This is a genomic window from Streptomyces sp. NPDC127108 (genome assembly GCF_042677545.1).
Lineage (GTDB): Bacteria > Actinomycetota > Actinomycetes > Streptomycetales > Streptomycetaceae > Streptomyces.
Window position 1 is genome coordinate 37,433 of sequence record NZ_JBHXTE010000018.1, and the last position, 19,422, is coordinate 56,854.

Annotated in this window: 21 protein-coding genes; 11 read left to right on the top strand and 10 right to left on the bottom strand. The window is 73.8% G+C overall.

Going from position 1 to position 19,422, the window contains the following annotated elements; translation table 11 throughout:
• Window positions 1-3: 3 nt before the first annotated feature.
• The 6 genes from ACFVHO_RS16835 (at window position 4) to ACFVHO_RS16860 (ending at window position 4,952) form a co-directional block, all read left to right on the top strand.
• Window positions 4-474, top strand: coding sequence for an NUDIX domain-containing protein (locus ACFVHO_RS16835; RefSeq protein WP_385714401.1), 471 nt, complete (start codon window positions 4-6; stop codon window positions 472-474).
• A 132-nt stretch (window positions 475-606) separates the two neighbouring features.
• Window positions 607-1,314 carry a hypothetical protein gene (locus ACFVHO_RS16840; RefSeq protein ID WP_385714404.1) on the top strand — a complete coding sequence of 236 codons (708 nt, stop codon included), beginning with the start codon at window positions 607-609 and terminating at the stop codon, window positions 1,312-1,314.
• Between the two features lie 17 nt (window positions 1,315-1,331).
• Window positions 1,332-1,958, top strand: a complete 627-nt coding sequence (locus ACFVHO_RS16845) for a hypothetical protein (protein WP_385714406.1) — start codon at window positions 1,332-1,334, stop codon at window positions 1,956-1,958.
• 33 nt (window positions 1,959-1,991) lie between these two features.
• Window positions 1,992-3,203: a methyltransferase gene (locus ACFVHO_RS16850; RefSeq protein ID WP_385714409.1), complete on the top strand. Its 1,212-nt coding sequence runs from the start codon at window positions 1,992-1,994 to the stop codon at window positions 3,201-3,203.
• Window positions 3,204-3,219: 16 nt separating this feature from the next.
• Window positions 3,220-3,897, top strand: a complete 678-nt coding sequence (locus tag ACFVHO_RS16855) for an alpha-ketoglutarate-dependent dioxygenase AlkB family protein (protein WP_385714412.1) — start codon at window positions 3,220-3,222, stop codon at window positions 3,895-3,897.
• A gap of 149 nt (window positions 3,898-4,046) precedes the next feature.
• Window positions 4,047-4,952, top strand: a complete 906-nt coding sequence (locus tag ACFVHO_RS16860; protein WP_385714415.1) for an SDR family NAD(P)-dependent oxidoreductase — start codon at window positions 4,047-4,049, stop codon at window positions 4,950-4,952.
• Window positions 4,953-5,007: 55 nt separating this feature from the next.
• On the opposite strand, the gene ACFVHO_RS16865 is transcribed toward ACFVHO_RS16860, so the two are convergent.
• The 3 genes from ACFVHO_RS16865 to ACFVHO_RS16875 all read right to left on the bottom strand — a co-directional run bounded on the left by ACFVHO_RS16865 (window position 5,008) and on the right by ACFVHO_RS16875 (window position 7,445).
• Complete coding sequence (locus tag ACFVHO_RS16865) at window positions 5,008-5,736, bottom strand: 2OG-Fe(II) oxygenase (protein ID WP_385714417.1); 729 nt, start codon at window positions 5,734-5,736, stop codon at window positions 5,008-5,010.
• A gap of 382 nt (window positions 5,737-6,118) precedes the next feature.
• A complete protein-coding gene (locus ACFVHO_RS16870) occupies window positions 6,119-6,616 on the bottom strand; it encodes a methylated-DNA--[protein]-cysteine S-methyltransferase (protein ID WP_385714420.1) in 498 nt (165 codons plus the stop codon).
• 193 nt (window positions 6,617-6,809) lie between these two features.
• On the bottom strand, window positions 6,810-7,445 hold the full coding sequence (locus tag ACFVHO_RS16875; protein WP_385714423.1) for a LysE family translocator: 636 nt from the start codon (window positions 7,443-7,445) through the stop codon (window positions 6,810-6,812).
• 110 nt (window positions 7,446-7,555) lie between these two features.
• Between ACFVHO_RS16875 and ACFVHO_RS16880 the strand changes: the two genes are divergently transcribed.
• The 3 genes from ACFVHO_RS16880 to ACFVHO_RS16890 all read left to right on the top strand — a co-directional run bounded on the left by ACFVHO_RS16880 (window position 7,556) and on the right by ACFVHO_RS16890 (window position 10,859).
• Window positions 7,556-8,008, top strand: a complete 453-nt coding sequence (locus ACFVHO_RS16880) for an Lrp/AsnC family transcriptional regulator (protein ID WP_030357535.1) — start codon at window positions 7,556-7,558, stop codon at window positions 8,006-8,008.
• A 220-nt stretch (window positions 8,009-8,228) separates the two neighbouring features.
• Window positions 8,229-10,250: an FAD-dependent oxidoreductase gene (locus ACFVHO_RS16885; protein ID WP_385714728.1), complete on the top strand. Its 2,022-nt coding sequence runs from the start codon at window positions 8,229-8,231 to the stop codon at window positions 10,248-10,250.
• Between the two features lie 75 nt (window positions 10,251-10,325).
• Complete coding sequence (locus ACFVHO_RS16890; RefSeq protein WP_385714427.1) at window positions 10,326-10,859, top strand: PadR family transcriptional regulator; 534 nt, start codon at window positions 10,326-10,328, stop codon at window positions 10,857-10,859.
• A 46-nt stretch (window positions 10,860-10,905) separates the two neighbouring features.
• Here the strand turns inward: ACFVHO_RS16890 and ACFVHO_RS16895 are convergent, their stop codons facing one another.
• The 3 genes from ACFVHO_RS16895 to ACFVHO_RS16905 all read right to left on the bottom strand — a co-directional run bounded on the left by ACFVHO_RS16895 (window position 10,906) and on the right by ACFVHO_RS16905 (window position 13,918).
• Entirely contained in the window at window positions 10,906-12,042 is a 1,137-nt protein-coding gene (locus ACFVHO_RS16895; RefSeq protein ID WP_385714429.1) for a Gfo/Idh/MocA family protein, read from the bottom strand.
• Window positions 12,039-12,791 carry a sugar phosphate isomerase/epimerase family protein gene (locus ACFVHO_RS16900; protein ID WP_385714432.1) on the bottom strand — a complete coding sequence of 251 codons (753 nt, stop codon included), beginning with the start codon at window positions 12,789-12,791 and terminating at the stop codon, window positions 12,039-12,041. The genes ACFVHO_RS16895 and ACFVHO_RS16900 overlap by 4 nt, the downstream gene beginning before the upstream one ends.
• A gap of 149 nt (window positions 12,792-12,940) precedes the next feature.
• Entirely contained in the window at window positions 12,941-13,918 is a 978-nt protein-coding gene (locus ACFVHO_RS16905) for a helix-turn-helix transcriptional regulator (protein WP_385714435.1), read from the bottom strand.
• Window positions 13,919-14,141: 223 nt separating this feature from the next.
• On the opposite strand from ACFVHO_RS16905, the gene ACFVHO_RS16910 reads away from it, so the two are divergent.
• Window positions 14,142-14,849 (top strand): NIPSNAP family protein, encoded by a 708-nt coding sequence (locus ACFVHO_RS16910; RefSeq protein ID WP_385714731.1) that lies wholly within the window; start codon window positions 14,142-14,144, stop codon window positions 14,847-14,849.
• Window positions 14,850-14,901: 52 nt separating this feature from the next.
• Here ACFVHO_RS16910 and ACFVHO_RS16915 read toward each other — a convergent pair whose 3' ends face one another.
• The 4 genes from ACFVHO_RS16915 to ACFVHO_RS16930 all read right to left on the bottom strand — a co-directional run bounded on the left by ACFVHO_RS16915 (window position 14,902) and on the right by ACFVHO_RS16930 (window position 18,526).
• A complete protein-coding gene (locus tag ACFVHO_RS16915) occupies window positions 14,902-15,459 on the bottom strand; it encodes a DM13 domain-containing protein (protein ID WP_385714437.1) in 558 nt (185 codons plus the stop codon).
• 135 nt (window positions 15,460-15,594) lie between these two features.
• The gene (locus ACFVHO_RS16920) at window positions 15,595-16,497 is read right to left on the bottom strand and encodes a bile acid:sodium symporter family protein (RefSeq protein WP_385714440.1); all 903 of its coding nucleotides are present in this window, start codon (window positions 16,495-16,497) and stop codon (window positions 15,595-15,597) included.
• 290 nt (window positions 16,498-16,787) lie between these two features.
• Window positions 16,788-17,291 (bottom strand): hypothetical protein, encoded by a 504-nt coding sequence (locus ACFVHO_RS16925; RefSeq protein WP_385714443.1) that lies wholly within the window; start codon window positions 17,289-17,291, stop codon window positions 16,788-16,790.
• A 242-nt stretch (window positions 17,292-17,533) separates the two neighbouring features.
• Window positions 17,534-18,526, bottom strand: coding sequence for a LysR family transcriptional regulator (locus ACFVHO_RS16930; RefSeq protein ID WP_385714446.1), 993 nt, complete (start codon window positions 18,524-18,526; stop codon window positions 17,534-17,536).
• Window positions 18,527-18,726: 200 nt separating this feature from the next.
• On the opposite strand from ACFVHO_RS16930, the gene ACFVHO_RS16935 reads away from it, so the two are divergent.
• Window positions 18,727-19,422, top strand: a complete 696-nt coding sequence (locus tag ACFVHO_RS16935; RefSeq protein ID WP_385714449.1) for a type 1 glutamine amidotransferase domain-containing protein — start codon at window positions 18,727-18,729, stop codon at window positions 19,420-19,422.

The window sequence follows — 19,422 nt, forward strand, 5'->3', positions numbered from 1 at the left end:
ATCATGGCTACTCCCGACTTCATCCGCACCTTGCGCGCCGACGCGGGCCATCAACTCCTGTGGCTCCCCGGAGTCACCGCCATCGTCTTCGACGACGAGGGCAGAGTCCTGCTCGGCCGCCGCGCCGACAACGGCAAGTGGTCGGTCATCGGCGGCATCCCGGAGCCGGGGGAGCAGCCCGCCGCGTGCGCCGTGCGCGAGGTCTTCGAGGAGACCGCGGTGCGCTGCGTCGTCGAGCGCGTGGTCCTCGTGGAGGCCCTGAAGAAGGTCACGTACCCCAATGACGACGTCTGCCAGTTCATGGACATCACCTTCCGCTGCCGGGCCGTGGGCGGCGAGCCGCGCGTGAACGACGACGAGTCCCTCGATGTCGCATGGTTCCCGCTGGACGGGCTGCCCGACGTGCACGAGACCGGGCTCTTCCGGATCAAGCAGGCCCTGGAGGAGGGGCCCACCTGGTTCGACCACGGCTGAGCCGGGGCCGGACGGCGGCCGGAACCGGGCCATGGTGACGCCCGAGCACAGCATGTAACCTGCACGGACATTGTCCGCATGGTCAGGGTGGCGGCCCGTACGCCGCCTCAGCACTCAGAACAGGGGCGGGAGTTGAGCCGCAGGACCTACGGCCTGACGCTGCGCGGGCTCGCCTGCGCGCTCCTCGCCTGGCAGGTCTGGCTCGTCTGGCACCTGAGCACCTACGACGTCACGACCGTCGTGTGGGCGTGCGACGACGAGGGCTGCGGCAGCGACCAGTTCGCCTCCATGGCGCCGGAACTCGGCATCGCGTCGGCGGCGCTGCTCGGCTTCGCCGCCGCGCGGTTCCTGCACCGCGCGACGGTGGGCGCGGTGGTCGCCCTGAGCGCGGCAGGCGCCGCCGCGGGCTGGTACGACGCGGTGTCCGACGGGCGCGTCGGGTACGGCACGGTCACCGACTTCATGCTCGTCGTGCCCGCGGGGCGGCACACCGTGTCGGGCTGGCTGACCTTCCTGTGGTCGGTCGCCGCCGCGGGTGGCCTCGTCGCCGTGTGGGGCGGCGCCGTGAGCCTGCGCCGCACCGCCGCCCTGCGCAGGATGCGCGCCGACTTCAGCACCGCGCAGGCCCGCCTGGAGGGCTGGCGGCCGGTGCGCGGCAGGCGCGGCGAGGTCACCGTCGTCTTCCACGACGTCCAGGGCGCCCGGCACGCCGTGCCCGTCGTCGTGGACCGCGCCGCCCTGGACCGGCCCGTGCTCGCCGTGTACGACCGCAACCGCCCCGCCGACCCCCGCCGCACGCGGGTCGCGGTGCCCCGCCGACGGCGGCTGCGGACCTCATGAGACATGGGGTACGCCGTATGAGGCACGGGGTACGCGGCCTCCTCGCCCCGGACACGCTGCTCGGCGCCGTCGCCGTCGGCCTCGCCCTCGGCGCGCTCGCCGAGGGCGTCCTCGACGGCCCCACCTGGCTGCTCGTCGTCGGCCTCACCGCCACGGCCGTCGCCCTCCTGTGCCTGGGCGCCGTCGCCGAACGCGGGCAGGGCGGCGGGGTCGCGGCCGGACTGCGCTCGGGCGGCCCGCGCGCGTACGCGCCCGCGCTGGTGCACTCCGTGCGGGCCGTCCACCGGGAGACCGGGCGAGCAGCTCTCGACCCGCAGGCCGCGGGCAGCCTGTTCGCCTTCGACCTGACCGTGGTGCCGGAGGGGCAACGCCCGTTCCGCGTCGAGGTGCGGCACCCCCTTGACGTACAGGGCCTGCTGCACGGCGGCCGTGCCGTCGTCGCGTACGACCCGCGCCAGCCCTGGCGCGTCGTCCTGCCGGACCGGCCTCCCGCCGAGTGGGCGGCCCGCGCGCGGCGCCTGGACCCGGAGGCCGCGCACGCCGCCGAGGGACCCCCGGCCGGACTTCCGCCGGGGGCGCACCTCCTCGTCACGGGGGCCGTGGTCGCGGCGGGCCTGGTCGGGGCCCTGCACCTGGCGGGCTGACCGGGGCGCGCGCTCCGTTAGCCTGAGGGCACGATGAACCGTTTGAGCACGTCATGGGGCGAGTACGACCTCACCCGCTTCCCGGAGGACCCGCGCGACACCCTGCGGGCCTGGTCCGCGGCCGACGCCTATCTGCTGCGGCACCTCGCGGGCGAGCAGGGCGAGTCAGGGGCGGCAGGTGAGACAGGTGAGGCAGGGGCGGTCGACGGCGCTCCGGTCGACCTGGACGGCACGGTCGCCGTCGTCGGGGACCGGTGGGGCGCCCTCACGACCGCCCTTGCCGCGCACCGGCCCGTGCAGATCAGCGACTCCTACCTCGCCCGGCAGGCGACCCTCGCGAACCTCGCGCGCGCCGGTCTCCCGGCCGAGGGGGACCGCCTGTTGACGACGCGGGACACCCCGCCGGAGCGCGTCGACGTGCTCCTGGTGCGGGTGCCGAAGAGCCTCGCGCTCCTGGAGGACCAACTGCACCGGATCGCCCCGGCGCTGCACGCGGGCAGTGTCGTCGTCGGCACCGGCATGGTCACCGAGATCCACACCTCGACCCTGGAACTCTTCGAGCGGATCGTCGGCCCGACGCGCACCTCGCTGGCCCGTCAGAAGGCCCGCCTGATCTTCAGCACGCCCGACCCGGGGCGCTCCTCGGGGCCCGCCCCCTGGCCCCGGTCGTACGTCCTGCCGGGCGACTCCGGCGCGGGCGCGGGCCTGACCGCCGTCAACCACGCGGGCATCTTCTGCGCCGAACGCCTCGACATCGGCACCCGCTTCCTCCTCCAGCACCTGCCCGCGAGCAGCGGCGACGCGCACATCGTGGACCTGGGCTGCGGCAACGGCATCCTCGGCACGGCCGCGGCCGTCGCCAACCCCGACGCCCGGGTCACCTTCGTCGACGAGTCGTACCAGGCGGTCGCCTCCGCCGAGGCCACCTTCGCGGCGAACACCGCGCAGGACCCCGCCGCCAAGGCCGACTTCGTCGCCGGGGACGCGCTGACCGCGATGCCGCCGGAGTCCGTGGACCTGGTCCTGAACAACCCGCCCTTCCACAGCCACCAGGCGACCACCGACGCCACCGCCCAGCGCATGTTCCGCGGCGCCCGTGCAGCGCTGCGCCCCGGCGGTGAACTGTGGGTCGTGGGCAATCGGCACCTCGGCTACCACGTACGCCTCAAGCGGCTCTTCGGCAACGTCGAAGTCGCCGCGAGCAACCGCAAGTTCGTGATCCTGCGGGCGGTCCGGCGGTCGTGAACGCGGGCCCCTGGCCATGACCGGCGAACTGTTCCCGCGCGAGCCCGGTGAGGTGGCGCCGGGCGCGGTCCACGTGCCCGACTGGCTCGGGCCCGAACGGCAGCGGGAGCTGGTGGCCGCCTGCCGCGCGTGGGCGGTGCCCCCGGCCGGGCTGCGCACGGTCCGGCTGCCGGGCGGCGGGACGATGACGGCGCGGCAGGTGTGTCTCGGCTGGCACTGGTACCCGTACGGGTACGCGCGCACGGTCGTCGACGGCGACGGCGCGCCGGTGAAGCCGATGCCCGGGTGGCTCGCGGACCTCGGGCGGGCGGCGGTGCGGGCCGCGTACGGCGACGACGCGGGGCGCGGCGACGGTCCGGCCGACGGCGACCGGGCCGCGTACGACATCGCGCTCGTCAACTTCTACGACGCCGAGGCCCACATGGGCATGCACCGCGACAACGACGAGCGGTCCACGGCGCCCGTCGTCTCGCTGAGCCTCGGCGACACCTGCGTCTTCCGCTTCGGCAACACCGAGACGCGCACGCGGCCGTACACCGACGTCGAGCTGCGCAGCGGCGACCTGATGGTGTTCGGGGGCCCGTCGCGGCTCGCCTACCACGGGGTGCCGAAGGTGCACGCGGGCACGGCGCCGCCGGAACTCGGCCTCACCGGGCGGCTCAACATCACGCTGCGGGTGAGCGGGCTGGGGTGAGCGTGCTCTGGGGCTGAGCAGGCCCTGGGCCGGAGCGGGCCGTGCCGAGCGGGCCGCGCTGAAGGGGCGGTGTGCGGGGAGGGGGCGCGCGGCGCCTTCCGCCGTACGCTGGAGAGGGTTCCCGGAGCCACGGGTTTGAGGTGGGCGGCGTGCCAACGACGGTGATGACCGGCGGGAGTTCGGGATTCGGCGCGATCGCGGCGCGGCGGCTCGCCCGGTCCGGTGTCCGGCTCGTCCTGGGGGCGCGACGCACCGCCGCCGTCGGGGAGTCGATCCCGCTGGACCTGACGGAGCTCGACTCCGTACGGGCCTTCGCGGCGGCCGTCCACGAACGCCTCGACGGCACCCCCGTCGACGCCCTGGTGCTCAACGCCGGTGTGGTCCGCCCCGACGCCGCCGGGCGCACCGCCGACGGCTTCGAGACGACGTTCGCGGTCAACCACCTCGCCCAGTACCTGGCGTTGCGGCTGCTCCTCCCCGACCTCGCGGACGGGGCGACCGTCGTGCTGACCACGAGCGGCACCCACGACCCCGCCACCAAGGCCTCGCTCCGGCCGCCCCGGCACGCCGACGCCGAACTGCTCGCGCACCCCGATCGTGACCCCGGCCTCGACACCCGGCCGCGCAAGGCGGGCCAGCACGCCTACACCGCGTCCAAGCTGTGCGTCGTCCTCACCGCCCGGGCGCTGTCCGGGCGGCCCGACGCGCGGGCCCGGCGGCTCACCGCGCTCGCCTACGACCCCGGGCAGGTGTTCGGGACCGGTCTGGCCCAGGACCTGTCGCTGCCCCTGCGCGCGGCCTGGTCGCTGTTCGGCACCCCGGTACTCGGTTGGCCGCTGCGGCGGTTCAGCCGCACGCTCAACAGCCGCGCCGACGCCGGGAACGCCTTGGCCGAGCTGGCCCTGGGGAGCGTGCGGCCACCGGGCGGTCGCACCCACGCGGCCCTGCGCGGGGGACGGCTCACGTGGACGGACCCCTCGGAACTGGCCCGCAGGGACGACCTGGCGCAGGCCCTGTGGGAGGACAGCGCGCGGCTGGTCGGCCTGCCCGAGTGACCGGGCGCGTGCCGGACCGTCTCGCCCGGGGCGCCCGTGTCCCGCTCCCGCGCGCCTACGCGTCGTGGAAGACCAGGCCGAGCGAGTGCCGCAGCCCCGAGCGGACCGTGCTCACACCGTGCCGTACCGGTGCCGCCGACCAGCCGCGGGTCGAGCGCACAGGGCGGTCGCGGGTGGTGAAGACGAGGCCGTGGCCCTGCGGCAGCACGGTCACCGTGCCCCGTGACTGGGCCCGGGGGCGCTGCTCGACCAGCAGGAACTCGCCGCCGGTGTAGTCGGATCCGTGATGGTCGAGGCCGATGACGACCTGGAGCGGGAAGACGAGGTCACCGAAGAGGTCGCGGTGCAGGGCGTTCCAGTCCCCGCTCTCGTAGCGCAGCAGGATCTGGGACGACTTGGCCTGGCCCGCCGCGTGGCACTGCTCGATCCAGGCGTCCAGGGTGTCGGGCCAGGGCGCGGGGCGGTCGAGCCGGGCGGCCCAGTTCCGGGCGACGGTCAGCAGGTGCGGGTAGAACGCGCGGCGCAGCTCGGCGACGCGGTCGGGCAGGTCGTGGCTGAAGTACCGGTACTGGCCGGAGCCGAAGCGGTGGCGGGCCATGTCGACGGTCGAGCGGAAGCGGTCGGTCTCGTCGTAGAGCGCGGCGATCCCGCGGCACTCGTCGGGGGTGAGCAGCGGGCCGGTGAGGGCACAGCCGTGCTGGTCGAGGTCGTCGGCCACGGTGTGCCAGTCCGTGGCGTCGACGCGGTCGGCGGGCCCGGCTTCGTGGCGTGGGGTGGCGGGCATGGTGGGTTCTCCGTGCGGGGGTTGTGGGTGAGGGGGATACGGGTGTCCGAGGTCGGCGGACGACGAGAGGTCTTGATGGTGGGGATGCCCGGACGGCCGGGGTGGCCGTGGCGCTCAGGGCGCTGCGCGGCTGGTCGGCGGCACTGAGCCGCAGGAAGCCGGGCTGCCGTGACTCGTCGCCCGCGGTGCGGCCCGGGTTGAGGGTGGTGCGGCCGCGGGTGTCCTTGTGGCCGGTCCGGCTCCTGGCGCGGCTGTGTCCAGGGGCTGTGCCGTGGGTCCGGCCCTCCGGCACGGGTCTCCTCCGGCGCGGCTCACATCCCGTGCGGGCCTGCGCGCCGTCGACCCGGCGCCTGGTCCTGGTCGCACCGTCCGGCGCCCCCGCTCACCCCGTCTCCAGCTCCAGCAACTGCTTCTTCCGCTCCAGACCCCCCGCGTACCCCGTGAGGGAGCCGTCCGCGCCGACGACGCGGTGGCAGGGGCGGACGACAAGTACCGGGTTGCGGCCGAGGGCCGTGCCGAGGGCGCGGACCGCCGCGCGGGACAGGCCGAGGCGCTCCGCGAGCTTTCCGTAGGTGGTCGTGGTGCCGTACGGCACGGAGTCGAGGGCGGACCACACCTTCCGCTGGAACTCGGTGCCCGCGCCGTCCGCGTACTCGATGTCGAAGCGGGTGAGCGTGCCCGCGAAGTACGCGCGGAGCTGCCCGGTGATCGCCGTGAACGCCTCGTCGTCGCGGACCCAGCCGTCCCGGACGGCCGCGCCGCCCTTCTGGCCCGGCATCGACAAGGAGGCGAGTGCCGTCCCGCCGGGGGCCGTCGCCGACGCCTCGCCCACGAGCAGCAGCTCGCCCAACGGGCTGTCGAACGTCGTGTGGACTGTCATCGCGCCTGTCCTCTCTCCTCGGCGTCCTGTGCATCCTGCACATCCGCTGATGCGTCTGTCCTGGTCCGGGGCTTCTTCCCCCGGTCCGACAGTGACCAGTCTGCGCGCCGCGGGCATCGGCGGCTGGCGGATTTCGGACGCGGTGCTCACGGGGTGGAGAGGGGGCGGGGAGGGGCGTGGGGCGCGGCGGCGGTCAGGTCAGTTGCTCGATGACCAGGACCGCGCCGATCACGACCATCGCGGCCCCGGAGATCCGGGTGACCACGCGCGCGGCGGCCGGGCGCGTCCGCAGGACGGTACGGGCGAGGATGCCCACGCACAAGTAGATGGCGCCGCAGCTCAGGATGTGGACCAGCCCGAGGGTGCTGATCTGGAGGGCGAGCGGCCAGCCGGTCCCGGGCTGGGTGAACTGGGGGAGCAGGGCGAGGAAGAGGAGCAGCGCCTTGGGGTTGAGGCCGCTGATCCCGGCGCCCTGGAGGACGCGGCTGCGCCAGGGCGCGGGCCCGTGCGCGGCGGCGGCCGACGTGCCGTCCGGCGCGGCGTCGGGGGTGCTCGGGCGGGTCAGCGTCGTCACGCCGAGCCAGATCAGATACAGCGCGCCGAGCAGCGTCAGGCCGGCGAGCACGGCCGGGTGGTCGGCGACGACGGCCGCGATGCCGGCCGCGACGACGGCGGTGAGGCCCACGTAGCCGAGCAGAAGGCCGCCGACGGCCGGGGCCACTGAACGGTCCCGCAGTCCTGCCGATATCGCGTACGCCCAGTCCGCGCCCGGAACCAGGATGAGCAGGACGGACACCGCCCAGAAAGCGGTGATGGAGCTGACGGCCATGGATGTTTTTCCCTCCCTTTTCGGTCGCGTGAGGGAGGTTAGTTCCGATCTGCCCAAAAGTGCTCCCAAGATCTGTCGAGCGGGGGTGTGTGAGTGGAAGAATCTTCCCCATGGACACAGTCGACCGGCAGATCCTTGCCGAGCTGCAGAAGGACGGCCGCCTGACCGTCACCGAACTGGCCGCGCGAGTGCGCCTGAGCCTGTCGCCGTGCCATCGCAGACTGCGCGAGCTCGAACGCCGCGGGGCGGTGCGCGGCTACCGCGCCGTGCTCGACCCCGAGGCCGTCGGCCTGACCTTCGAGTCCCTGGTCTTCGTCACCATGCGCCAGGAGGACCGGGACACGGTCGCCGCCTTCGAGGCGGCCGTCGCCGACATCCCCCATGTCGTACAGGCGCAGCGCCTCTTCGGCGACCCCGACTATCTGCTGCGGATCGTCAGCAAGGACCTGCGGGCCTTCCAGCAGCTGTACGACGAGGAGCTGGCGACGCTGCCGGGGGTGCAGCGGCTGAGTTCGACGCTCGTGATGAAGCACGTGGTGCGGGAGCGGTCGCTGCCGCTGTGAGTCCGCGTGGGCCGCGTCGGGAGCCTGTGCGGGCGGCTGTGGACTCCGGCTGTGAACTGCGTCTCGCGCGAGCCTCTCCGTATGTGCAACTAGTTGCATAAAGCTGTGGGCTGCCCTACAACTGTTCCGACGACACGACTGTTCGGACGACGCCGATGACGCCGACGCCCCGGCGTATCCCGGTGTATGTGGACGAAAGAGGCCGCACCGCATGAGCTCAGTGAGCCGCTACCCGCACCTGCTCAGCCCCCTCGACCTGGGCTTCACGACCCTGCCCAACCGGGTCCTGATGGGCTCCATGCACGTGGGCCTGGAGGAGGCGCCCGACGGGTTCGCGCGGATGGCCGAGTTCTACGCGACGCGGGCCCGCGGCGGCGTCGGCCTCATCGTCACCGGCGGCATCGCCCCGAACGACGCCGGGCGGCCCTACGAGGGCGGCGCCAAGCTGACCACCGAGGCGGAGGCGGAGAAGCACGCGGGCGTCACCGCGGCCGTGCACCGCGAGGGCGGGCGGATCGCCCTGCAGATCCTGCACTTCGGGCGGTACGCCTACCACGAGCAGCTCGTCGCGCCGAGCGCGATCCAGGCGCCCATCAGCCCGTTCGTGCCGCGCGCCCTGGAGGACGACGAGGTCGAGCAGACCGTCGAGGACTTCGTGCGGGCCGCCGAGCTCGCGAAGCTCGCGGGCTACGACGGCGTCGAAGTCATGGGCTCCGAGGGCTACTTGATCAACGAGTTCATCGCGGCGCCCACCAACCGGCGCACCGACCGCTGGGGAGGCGCCTACGAGAACCGCGTCCGCTTCCCCGTCGAGATCGTCCGCCGCACCCGCGAGCGCGTCGGCCCGGACTTCATCATCATCTACCGCCTGTCGATGCTCGACCTCGTGCCCGGCGGCTCCACGCTCGCCGAGGTCGTCCAGCTCGCCAAGGAGATCGAGGCCGCGGGCGCCACGATCATCAACACCGGCATCGGCTGGCACGAGGCCCGCATCCCGACCATCGCCACCTCGGTGCCGCGCGGCGCGTACACCTTCGTGACCAAGAAGGTCATGGGCGAGGTGTCGGTGCCGCTCGTCACCACCAACCGCATCAACACCCCGGAACTCGCCGAGCAGTTGCTCGCCGACGGCGCCGCCGACATGGTCTCCCTCGCGCGCCCGCTGCTCGCCGACCCGGACTTCGTCGCCAAGGCGCGGGCCGAGCAGGCGGACGCCATCAACACCTGCATCGGCTGCAACCAGGCCTGCCTCGACCACACCTTCAGCCTGCAGATCACCTCCTGCCTGGTGAACCCGCGCGCCTGCCACGAGACGGAGCTCGTGCTCGCCCCGACCCGCCGCGCCAAGCGCGTGGGCGTCGTCGGCGCGGGCCCCGCCGGGCTCGCCTGCGCGGTCTCCGCGGCCGAGCGCGGCCACGACGTGACGCTGTACGACGCCGCGTCCGAGGTCGGCGGGCAGCTCAACATCGCCCGCAAGGTCCCCGGCAAGGAGGAGTTCGACGAGACGCTGCGGTACTTCCGCACCCAGCTCGAACTGCGCGGCGTGGACGTCCGGTTGAACACCCGCGTGACGGCGGACGAGCTCGCCGCCGCCGGGTACGACGAGGTGGTGATCGCCACCGGCGTCACGCCCCGCACCCCCGAGATCCCCGGCGTCGACCACGCCAGCGTCGTCAGCTACCTGGACGTCCTGCGCGACGGCGCCCCCGTGGGGGAGCGGGTCGCGATCGTCGGCGCGGGCGGCATCGGCTTCGACGTCGCCGAGTACCTCACCGACAGCGGCGACAAGGCGAGCCTGGACCCGGCGACGTACTTCAAGCAGTGGGGCGTCGACATGGACTACCGCGACCGCGGCGGCCTCACCGAACCCGTCAGGCCCACGCCGCCGCGCACCGTCCACCTCCTCCAGCGCAAGACGTCGAAGGTCGGCCAGGGCCTCGGCAAGACCACCGGCTGGATCCACCGCACCGAGCTGCGCCACCGCGGCGTCGCCATGGTCAACGGCGCCACCTACGACCGCATCGACGACGAGGGCCTGCACATCACCGTCGGCGACGAGCAGCGGACCATCCCCGTCGACACGGTCGTCCTCTGCACCGGCCAGGAGCCCCGGCGCGGCCTGTACGAGGAGCTGATCGCCGCCGGCGTCGACGCGCACCTCATCGGCGGCGCCGACGTGGCCGCCGAACTCGACGCCAAGCGTGCCATCAAGCAGGGCACGGAGCTGGCCGCCGCGCTGTGAGGCACCGGGCCGCGCGGCCTGCCGGGCGGACGGCCGCGCGCCCGCTCGCCCGCTCGTCGTACCTAGGATGCCGTCATGTCACTCCCGCACGCGATCCTCACCGCCCTGCTCGAGAAGCCGTCCTCGGGTCTGGAGCTGACTCGCCGGTTCGACAGGTCGATCGGCTACTTCTGGTCGGCCACCCACCAGCAGATCTACCGCGAACTCGGCAGGCTGGAGCGCGACGGCCTCACCCGCGCGCTGCCGTCCGCGCAGGCCACACGCGGCCAGAAGAAGGAGTACGAGGTGCTGGCCGCGGGCCGCGCCGAACTGGCCCGCTGGACGGCCGCGAGCCAGGACCCCAAACCGCTGCGCGACACCCTGCTCCTTCGGCTGCGCGCCGCGGCCGTCGTCGGCACCGACGGCATCGAGGCGGACCTGCGCCGCCATCTCGCCCTGCACGAGCAGCAGTTGGCCGAGTACGAGGAGATCGAGCGGCGCGACTTCCCGCCCGGCAGGGACGCCATCGAGGACCGGCTGCGCCATGTCGTGCTGCGGGCCGGGATCGACCTGGAGACGTTCTGGACGCAGTGGCTCACGCGGACGCTCGAGGAGCTGACGGAGCCCTAGGGGCTGATCGGGCCTGCCCCGACGGAGCCCCAAGGGCCTGTCCGGCCTAGGCGGCCCCGAGCGTGACCGCCGTCGGGTCCCAGTCGTCCGGGAGCGGGGGCGGCGGCACGACCTGAGCCGGGAGCGGGGTGAACTCCGCGAGGTCGGCGGAGCGGGTGACGGCCGTCATCGTCTGCAGGACGTGCAGGGCGAGAGCGCCGGAGGCCCGGTGGCCGTCGAGCGGACCGCCGTCCCGATGGCCGTTCTGCGCGCGGATCGCGCGGGCCATGTCGAGGACCCCGAGCCCCCGCCCGTCCGTGCGCCCCCGCACCGGAAGCTCGCGCCACTCGTCGCTGCCGTTGGCCCGCACCCGCAGCGGGCCCCGGAAGGTGTTGGGGTCGGGCACGGCAAGGGTGCCCTCCGTGCCGGTGATCTCGAAGCGGATCCGAGGGTGCGAACTGTCGAAGCTGAACGTCGAGTTGGCGCTCGCACCCGACGCGAAGTCGAGCAGCGCGCACACGTGCGTCGGCACGTCGACCGGGAACGACTCCCCGGCCTTCGGCCCCGAGCCGACCGTGCGCCGCACCCGGGCCCGCGCCGCCGTCGCCGCCACCCGCTCCACGGCACCGAACAGCGCCACCAGAGCCGTCAGATAGTACGGACCGAGGTCGAACAGCGGCCCCGCGCCCGGCTGGTAGAAGAACGCCGGGTCCGGGTGCCAGGCCTCCGGGCCGAGGCTCTGCACCGCCGTCGTCGCCGCGACGGGCGCGCCGATGTGCCCCGCACGGACGGCCCGCAGCGCCGACTGCAGCCCCGCGCCCAGGAACGTGTCGGGAGCGCCGCCGAGCAGCAGCCCCCGCTCGGACGCCTCGGTGAGCAGCTTCTCGGCGTCGGCGGGAGCCGGGGTGAGCGGCTTCTCGCCGTACACGTGCTTGCCCGCCCGCAGCGCCGCGGCCGCGACCTGCGCGTGGGCGGCGGGCACGGTGAGGTTCACGACCAGCTCGACGTCCGGCTCGTCGAGGACGGTGGGCAGGTCGCCCGCGAGCGGTATGCCATGAGCGCGGGCCGCGGCGGCCGCGCGGTCCGGGAGGATGTCCGCGACGGCCACGAGCCGGATGTCGGGGAAGGTGGCGAGGGTGCGCAGGTACTCGGCGCTGATGACGCCCGCGCCGACGACGGCGACGCCGACCGGGCCCGTGTTCACACGGCCTCCAGGGCGCTGACGTACGTGCGGCTCGCGGCGAGTTCCCCGAGCAGGTCGCCCGCGCACGCGTCGAACTCGACGACGCGCCAGGCGTCCGGCGCCGCGGCCAGGACCTCCGGTACGGGCATGGTGCCGCCGCCGACCGCCACGTTCGGGTCGTCCTTCGTGCCGGGGCCGTCCTTCAGATGCAGGGCCTCCACGCGGTCGCCGAGGCGGGTGAGCAGCGCGGGGACGTCGGCGCCCGCGACCGCCGCCCAGTACGTGTCGACCTCCAGGAACACCTCGGGGTCCAGGAGTTCGGCGAGGACCTCCAGGGCGGGGCGCCCGCCGTGGCTCGCGAGCCGGGGCTCCACCTCCCACCAGTGGTTGTGGTAGCCGAGCCGCAGCCCGTGCCCGGCCGCGTCCCGCGCGAGGTCTCCCAGGCGGTCGGCCACGCGGGCCAGTCCGTCGTACGTCGTGAAGTCCTCGTGCGGGAACCCGGCCGGAACGATCGCCAGCTGTGTGCCGAGCGTCGCCACCGCGTCGAGGACGGGGCCGGGTTCCTGGGTGAGGAGCTGCACGGCGTGCGCGCCGGACACGGTGACGCCGAGGTCGTCGACGAGACGGCGCAGTCCTGCCGCGTCGTCCGTGACGTCGTACGCCTCCACCGCGCCGTATCCCATCTCCGCCAGTCGGCCCAGGGTTCCCGCGCGGTCGGCGGCGAACTCCTCGCGTACGGAGTAGAGCTGAACGCTGAGCGGTCGTGGCATGGAGGTCCCTCCCCGTCGGCGGCTGGGAGGACCGTAAGGCGCGAACGTCGGGTCTACAAGAGCGCCGACGTGCGCGGTCCGGGGCCGTGAGCCCGCACCTCGCGTCTCCGTCGGGTGCCCTGACGCCGGGGACTACGTGGGCCTGACCGTCAGTCGACCCCGTAGGTCCGGGCCAGCGCGGTCACCGTGGCGGCCATGGCCCGGCGCAGCTCGGCGGGGGCGACGACCTCGACGTCGACGCCGAGCCGGAGCAGTTCGCCGCAGGCGTGGGCGGTGCTCTCGGTCGGGATGACGGCCTCGACCCAGCCGTCGTCGCCGACGGGGGTCGCGGTGGCGTCGACGGCCCGCGCCACGTCCGGCGGGACGTTGTCGGGCAGGCGGCGCCGTCCGTGCGGGGACAGACGGATGGTGGCGGTGCCGGTGTGGCGGCGGCTCTGGAAGTCGTCGAGGTAGGAGGCCCAGTACGCGCCCAGGTCGAAGTCCCGGGGCCGGTCGAACCGCTCGTCGGTCGGGGTGGCGTCGAGGACCTGGGTGACGCGGTAGGTCGCGGTCCGGCTGCCCGAGGCGGCCACGAGGTACCAGGTGCCGGACTTGAGCACGAGGCCGTAGGGGCGCAGGCGGCGGCTCACCTCCTGCGGCGCGCGCCAGCGGCGGTAGCGCACGTCCACCGCGTGCCGGGCGAGCACCGCGTCGACGAACAGGGGGAGGTGGGGCGCCTCCTCGGGCTCCCGGTACCAGCCGGGAGCGTCTACATGGAACACCGTCGCGGTCCGTGCCGCCTCCTCGCGCGGCCCCGCGGGCAGCGCGGCGAGCAGCTTCAGCCGGGCGGCCGTCACCTCCGCCGCGAGGCCCAACTCGGCGGCGGGACCCGGAAGTCCGGCGAAGAACAGCGCCCGCGCCTCGCCCTCGCTCAGTCCGGTGAGGCGGGTGCGGTAGCCGTCGAGCAGCTGATAGCCGCCGCGGCGGCCCGGCTCCGCGTAGACCGGGACCCCGGCCTCCTGCAGCCGCGCCACGTCACGGTAGGCGGTCCGCACGGACACCCCCAGCTCGTCGGCGATGCCGCGCGCGGACACCCGGCCGCGGGACTGGAGCAACAGGAGGAGCGACAAGAGGCGACCGGCGGACATGGACACATTCTGCTCGGAAACACTGACAGCCCCTGGCACACGCCCTGCCTACGGTCGACGAAAGCGCACCGAACAGGAGCCCGCCGTGCCCTCTCTGGACCCCGACCTCAGCGACCTCGCCGACCTCATCGAACCCACTCGTCCCGTCGACCCCCTCGATCGTGTCGACCTCGGCGATCTCCGCGATCTCGGTGATCTCGGCGATCCAGCTGTCCGTCCCGCCGTGGTCGAGCTGCGCCAGTACACGCTGCGGCCCAGCCGGCGCGACGAGCTGATCGAGCTGTTCGACCGGGAGTTCGTCGAGACCCAGGAAGCGACCGGGATGGTCGTGCTCGGCCAGTTCCGGGACCTCGACGACCCGGACCGCTTCGTGTGGCTGCGCGGGTTCCCGGACATGACGGCACGCCACCACGCGCTCACGGCCTTCTACGGCGGCCCCGTCTGGGCCGAGCACGGACCTCGGGCCAACGCCACCATGGTCGACTCCGACGACGTCCTGTTGCTGCGTCCGGTGTCGGCGGAGCACGGACCCGGCGTCTCTCCGGCCGAGCGGCCGCGCGACGGTGCTCCCGCGGCGGACCGGTTCGTGTCCGCCACGGTGTGGTTCTTCCCGCAGGGACGGTCCGAGGGTCTCGCGCTGATCCGGGACGGGCTGCTTCCCGTCCTCCGCGAGACGGGCCCCGCGCCGCTCGCCGTCCTCACCACCGAGACGGCGTCCAACACCTTCACCCGGCTGCCGGTGCGCACCGGCGAGAACGTCACCGTGGTCCTCACCGCCTACCCGGACGAGGCCGCTCAGCGCCGCCACGCCGCCGAGGTGCGGGCGCACCCCGTGGCGCGGGACGAGGTCCTGCCGGGAATCGAGCGGGAGCGGTCGGGCGCCCCGCGCGTGCTCAGGCTCGCGCCCACCGGCCGCTCACTCATCCGCTGACGTCGGCGACGGTGGCGGCGCCGGACGCCCGCCGCTGCCCCAGGCCGCGCGGTCAGGCGCGGGCCAGCTCCGTGGCGCCGAAGGACACGTCGAAGCGGTCGCACCAGATGGTGACGCTGCGGTAGTCGTCCAGGTCGACGTCGGCGGGCAGCGGGTAGTTCTGGTCGCCCTTGTTGCCCTTGAGTTCGCCCAGGCTGACGTGCTTGCCGTCGTCGAACACGTGCCAGCCGTCCTTGCCCGGCCGCACCTCCGCGTCGCTGAGCCAGACCCGCAGGGCGGGCCCGTTGCTCGTCTCCAGGCCCGTCAGGCGCAGGACGCGGGTGCCGTCCGCGAGGCGCAGGACGCGGACCGAGCCGCTGGTCTCGTGCTCGTGGCTGATCAGCTTCCCGGTGGCCAGCTCCTTTGGCCCGGCGTCCGCCCCGTCGCCGCCCGCCCCCGATGACGGCGCGGTCGGCGTGGACGCCGCGACGGGAAACGGGTCCCGCACGGTCTCGTCCACCCACAGCTTCCACGGCTGGAACCAGTAGAGGCCCACCCCCGCGAGCACCACGCCCGTGAACAGCGCGGTGATGAACCACGGCTTGCCGAGTGTGCGCCGTACGCGTCCCATGTGATGCCTCCGTCGGGGATGGAGCGGTGATCCTTTCCCTGTACGACGTCGGCGGGGTGCCCGGAACTCCCGGAATCACATGACGAAAGTCTTACGTGGCGCCCTTGCCCGGCCGTCGGCGCGTTCGTGAACCGCCTAGGCGGGGAGCGCCCCCGTGGTGGCGGTGGTGGTCTCGGGCGGGGCGATCCGGCGCAGCAGGAAGCCCGCGGCCAGGGCCATGACGAACATCTCCACCGCGTACACCGCCGAGGGGATGGCCATGCGGGTGCTGTCGAGGAGGGAGGGGCTGAGGGCGATGGCCATCGACAGCGTGGTGTTGTGCATGCCGATCTCGAAGCAGGTGGCGACGGACTGCCGGTGGTCGCCGCGGGCGAGACGGGTCGCGCCGTAGCCGATGGTGAGGGAGATCGCGGCGAAGAGGAAGGCGACGAGGCCGACGTCGGCGAGATAGCCGAGCACGTTCTCACGCTCGGAGACGAGCGCCGCGATGATGACGCCGACGAGCGCGGTCACCGCCGTCACCTTGACCGCCTGGGTGGAGCGCTCCGCGAAGTTCGGATGGCGCCGGCGGACCAGCATGCCAGCCGTGACCGGCACCAGGACCACGAGGAAGACCTGCAGGGTCTTGTCGAAGCGCAGCCCCAGCGCCTCGTCCGTGCCGGACATGAAGTGGTCGAGGGAGAGGTTCACGACGATCGGCAGCGTGAAGACGGCGATCACCGAATTGATCGCCGTGAGCGTGACGTTGAGGGCGACGTCGCCGCCGAAGAGATGACTGAAGATATTGGCCATCGTGCCGCCGGGGGAGGCCGCGAGCAGCATCATGCCGACGGCGAGCGCCGGGCTCAGGTCGAAGGCCAGGACCAGGCCCAGGCAGACGGCGGGCAGCAGCACCAACTGGCAGCCGAGGGCGACGGCCACGGGGCGCGGGTGGGCCGTGACCCGGCGGAAGTCGGCCACGGTCAGGCCGAGTCCGAGGCCGAACATGATCACGGCGAGGACGGCGGGCAGCAGGAACGTGGTCAGGGACGAGTCCACAGGGACAGGCTCCAGCAGTCCGATTGGAATGTCCACGACCATGCAGCGGAAGCCCGTCGACCGGTGCCGACGTGCGGTACGTCAACGGGCGGGCCGGTCGGCGCCGCCCGGAAGCGCGAAGGCCCGGGCCCGGATCCGGTGGGAGTGCCGGGGCCGGGCGCGGGCCGTGCGGTGGCCGGGGGTGAACCCGGCCGAGGCGATGACCGAGGGGTCTCGGCCACAGCGCCGGCCGGGGGTTGGCCCGGCCGGAGCGGTGGCCGAGAAGGACTCGGTCACGGTGGGGGACAGGGTCAGAAGTGGCGGTGCACCGTGCGGCGCCGGAAGTACAGCACGCCGCCCGTCAGACCCGCGGCCACCAGGGCCCCGCCCGCGACCAGCGTGATTGTGCCGTAGTCCTCGACCGCGCCGCCGATGCCACCGCGCACACCGCGCGCGGGTGCCGTCGTCGACGAGGTCGTCGCGGTCGTGCCGACCGTGACCGACTGCGAACCGGCCGCCGAACCGTCCTGGCAGAGCACCGCCACCGTATGGGTGCCGGGACTGACGTTCGTCCAGGAGGCGCTGCCGCCCGCCAGCGTGGTCTGCCGCCCCGAGGCGAAGCTGGCGTTGCCGCCGCTCATCAGCGCGGCCTTGCCGCCGTTGGGGCAGGCAGTCGTGGTGACCTGCACGGTCGACCCGGTGACGGTCACGTTGATCCCCGGTCCCGCGACCGCCGAGGGGGCGGTCAGTGCCAGCGGGACTGCGACGGCGGCCACGGCCAGTCCGGAGCGGAGCGTTATCTGAGTAGTACGCATGCGTCTGCCCTCCGGTGGCACGGTTGGCGGTACGTCCCGTGCGCCGCCGGAATTGGGAAACGCCCGTGCTACCTGACGACGAGCCAACGCGGCGTCAGCCCGTACCGCATGCGGACTGCCCCCGGGCAGGTGACGGAGTCCATCGTCCGGCCGAGAGCTGACCGCCTTTCAGGGGCGTGCCGCGGTCGCGGCCGGCTGACCCGATGTCACCCGGGCCCGGACGCGCGGCCGCGGCGCGCGGGTCACCACGACGGCCCCGACCGCAGCAGCTGGTCCCGGACGAGGAGCACATGCGGATTGGCCGGGGCGCCGGGCCGCTGCGCGAGATAGCCCGTGTTGATCGGCGGGTCCTCGGGCAGCAGCAACGGCACCAGGGCGCCCGCCGCCAGCGCCTCCAGGCACAGATAGCGCGGCAGCACGCTGATGCCCGCCCCGGCCGCCACCGCCGAGAGCACCCCGCGCAGGTCCGGCACGGTGATGGCGGGCTGCTCGGTCAGGCGCTCGCCGAAGACGTGCCACCAGTACCTGCGGGCGATGGGCAGGTCGTCGGCGTACGCGACGAGCGGCACCCCGCGCAGCGCGGCGGGACCCTCGGACGCGACCCGCCGCGTGCCGATGCGCTCCGCCCACTCGGGGGAGGCGACGAGCACGAACTCCTCGTCCGCGAGCGGTACCGCGCTGAACGTGCGCCCGCGCAGCCGCAGCGTGGAGATCACCAGGTCGAAGCGGCCGCCTCGCAGCCCGTCGAGGAGTTCGTCGGTGAGGCCCATGGTGACCCGCAGGCGCACCCCCTGGTCGGTGAGCGGCGCGAGCGCGGGCAGGACGCGGGCGCACACCAGCTCGGCCGGTCCCGCCAGGTGCACCGGGTCCGGGCGCTTCTCGGCGGCGAGCGGGCCGCGGTCGGCCACGGCGGCGAGCGCGTCGATCGGGGCCGCCACCTGGGTCGCCAGCTCGTCGGCGACGGACGTCGGGACGGCGCCGCGCGGCCGTCGCTCGAACAGCTCCCGGCCCAGCTGCTGCTCCAGGGAGCGGATCTGCGTCGTCACCGTCGGCTGCGAGAGGCCGAGCACCCGGGCGGCCGCCGTGAAGGAGCCGGAGCGGTGCACGGCGAGGAAGGTGCGCAGCAAGGACAGGTCGAGCGGCGCACGGGCCGGGGAGACGTCGGCGGGCGCCGACGCGGGCCGTGCGCGGCGTACCCGCGCTGAGCTCCTGCCATTGGAATCTCTATGGGGCATACCGGAGATCGTATTGGAACTCTATGGCTCGGCGGCCTACCTTCGAACCACCGGCGACCTGACGTTCTGCGTACGGAATGTCAGCGCGTCATCCGGGACGCAGCGTCATCCGGGACACAGCGTCATCCGGAACACAGCGTCATCTAGAACAAAGTGCTTCATACGAGGCAAGACGCATCACGCGAGGCAAGGAGAGGGCTATGGCGAAGATCCTGATGGTGGTCACCGGCTCCGACGTATGGACGCTGGCCGACGGCACCGCGCATCCGAGCGGCTACTGGGCCGAGGAGGTCGCGGCCCCGTACCGGGCCTTCACCGAGGCCGGGCACGAGGTCGTGGTCGCGACGCCCGGCGGCGTCGAGCCGACGATGGACCCGGCGAGCCTCGCGCCCGAGCTGAACGACGGCCAGGAGAACGCCGCCGCCATCGCCGCCCTCCTCGCGGGCGTCGCCGAGCTCAAGCAGCCCGTGGCCCTTGAGGACGTGCGCATCGACGACTACGCCGCCGTGTTCTACCCGGGCGGCCACGGCCCGATGGAGGACCTCGCGGTGAACGCCGCGTCCGGCGCCCTCCTGATCGCGGCCCTCGCGTCCGGCAAGCCCCTCGGCATCGTCTGCCACGGCCCCGCCGCGCTGCTCGCCACCGCCGACGTCGAGGGCGGCTCGCCCTTCGCGGGCCGCCGCGTGACCGCGTTCAGCAACGCCGAGGAGACCCAGGCCGGGTTCGCCGACCGGGCGCCGTGGCTGCTCCAGGACCGGCTCGTCGCCCTCGGCGTCGACTTCCAGGAGGGCGAGCCGTGGGCGCCGCACATCGTCGCCGACGGCAACCTCCACACCGGCCAGAACCCGGCGTCGGCCGCCCCGCTGGCCGCCCGGATCGTCACGGAGCTGGGCTGA

Coding starts and splice junctions, on each gene's coding strand:
- ACFVHO_RS16835 (WP_385714401.1), top strand. CDS start 4: ATGGCTACTCCCGACTTCATCCGCACCTTGCGCGCCGACGCGGGCCAT.
- ACFVHO_RS16845 (WP_385714406.1), top strand. CDS start 1,332: ATGAGGCACGGGGTACGCGGCCTCCTCGCCCCGGACACGCTGCTCGGC.
- ACFVHO_RS16850 (WP_385714409.1), top strand. CDS start 1,992: ATGAACCGTTTGAGCACGTCATGGGGCGAGTACGACCTCACCCGCTTC.
- ACFVHO_RS16855 (WP_385714412.1), top strand. CDS start 3,220: ATGACCGGCGAACTGTTCCCGCGCGAGCCCGGTGAGGTGGCGCCGGGC.
- ACFVHO_RS16865 (WP_385714417.1), bottom strand. CDS start 5,736: ATGCCCGCCACCCCACGCCACGAAGCCGGGCCCGCCGACCGCGTCGAC.
- ACFVHO_RS16870 (WP_385714420.1), bottom strand. CDS start 6,616: ATGACAGTCCACACGACGTTCGACAGCCCGTTGGGCGAGCTGCTGCTC.
- ACFVHO_RS16875 (WP_385714423.1), bottom strand. CDS start 7,445: ATGGCCGTCAGCTCCATCACCGCTTTCTGGGCGGTGTCCGTCCTGCTC.
- ACFVHO_RS16880 (WP_030357535.1), top strand. CDS start 7,556: ATGGACACAGTCGACCGGCAGATCCTTGCCGAGCTGCAGAAGGACGGC.
- ACFVHO_RS16890 (WP_385714427.1), top strand. CDS start 10,326: ATGTCACTCCCGCACGCGATCCTCACCGCCCTGCTCGAGAAGCCGTCC.
- ACFVHO_RS16900 (WP_385714432.1), bottom strand. CDS start 12,791: ATGCCACGACCGCTCAGCGTTCAGCTCTACTCCGTACGCGAGGAGTTC.
- ACFVHO_RS16905 (WP_385714435.1), bottom strand. CDS start 13,918: ATGTCCGCCGGTCGCCTCTTGTCGCTCCTCCTGTTGCTCCAGTCCCGC.
- ACFVHO_RS16915 (WP_385714437.1), bottom strand. CDS start 15,459: ATGGGACGCGTACGGCGCACACTCGGCAAGCCGTGGTTCATCACCGCG.
- ACFVHO_RS16925 (WP_385714443.1), bottom strand. CDS start 17,291: ATGCGTACTACTCAGATAACGCTCCGCTCCGGACTGGCCGTGGCCGCC.
- ACFVHO_RS16930 (WP_385714446.1), bottom strand. CDS start 18,526: ATGCCCCATAGAGATTCCAATGGCAGGAGCTCAGCGCGGGTACGCCGC.
- ACFVHO_RS16935 (WP_385714449.1), top strand. CDS start 18,727: ATGGCGAAGATCCTGATGGTGGTCACCGGCTCCGACGTATGGACGCTG.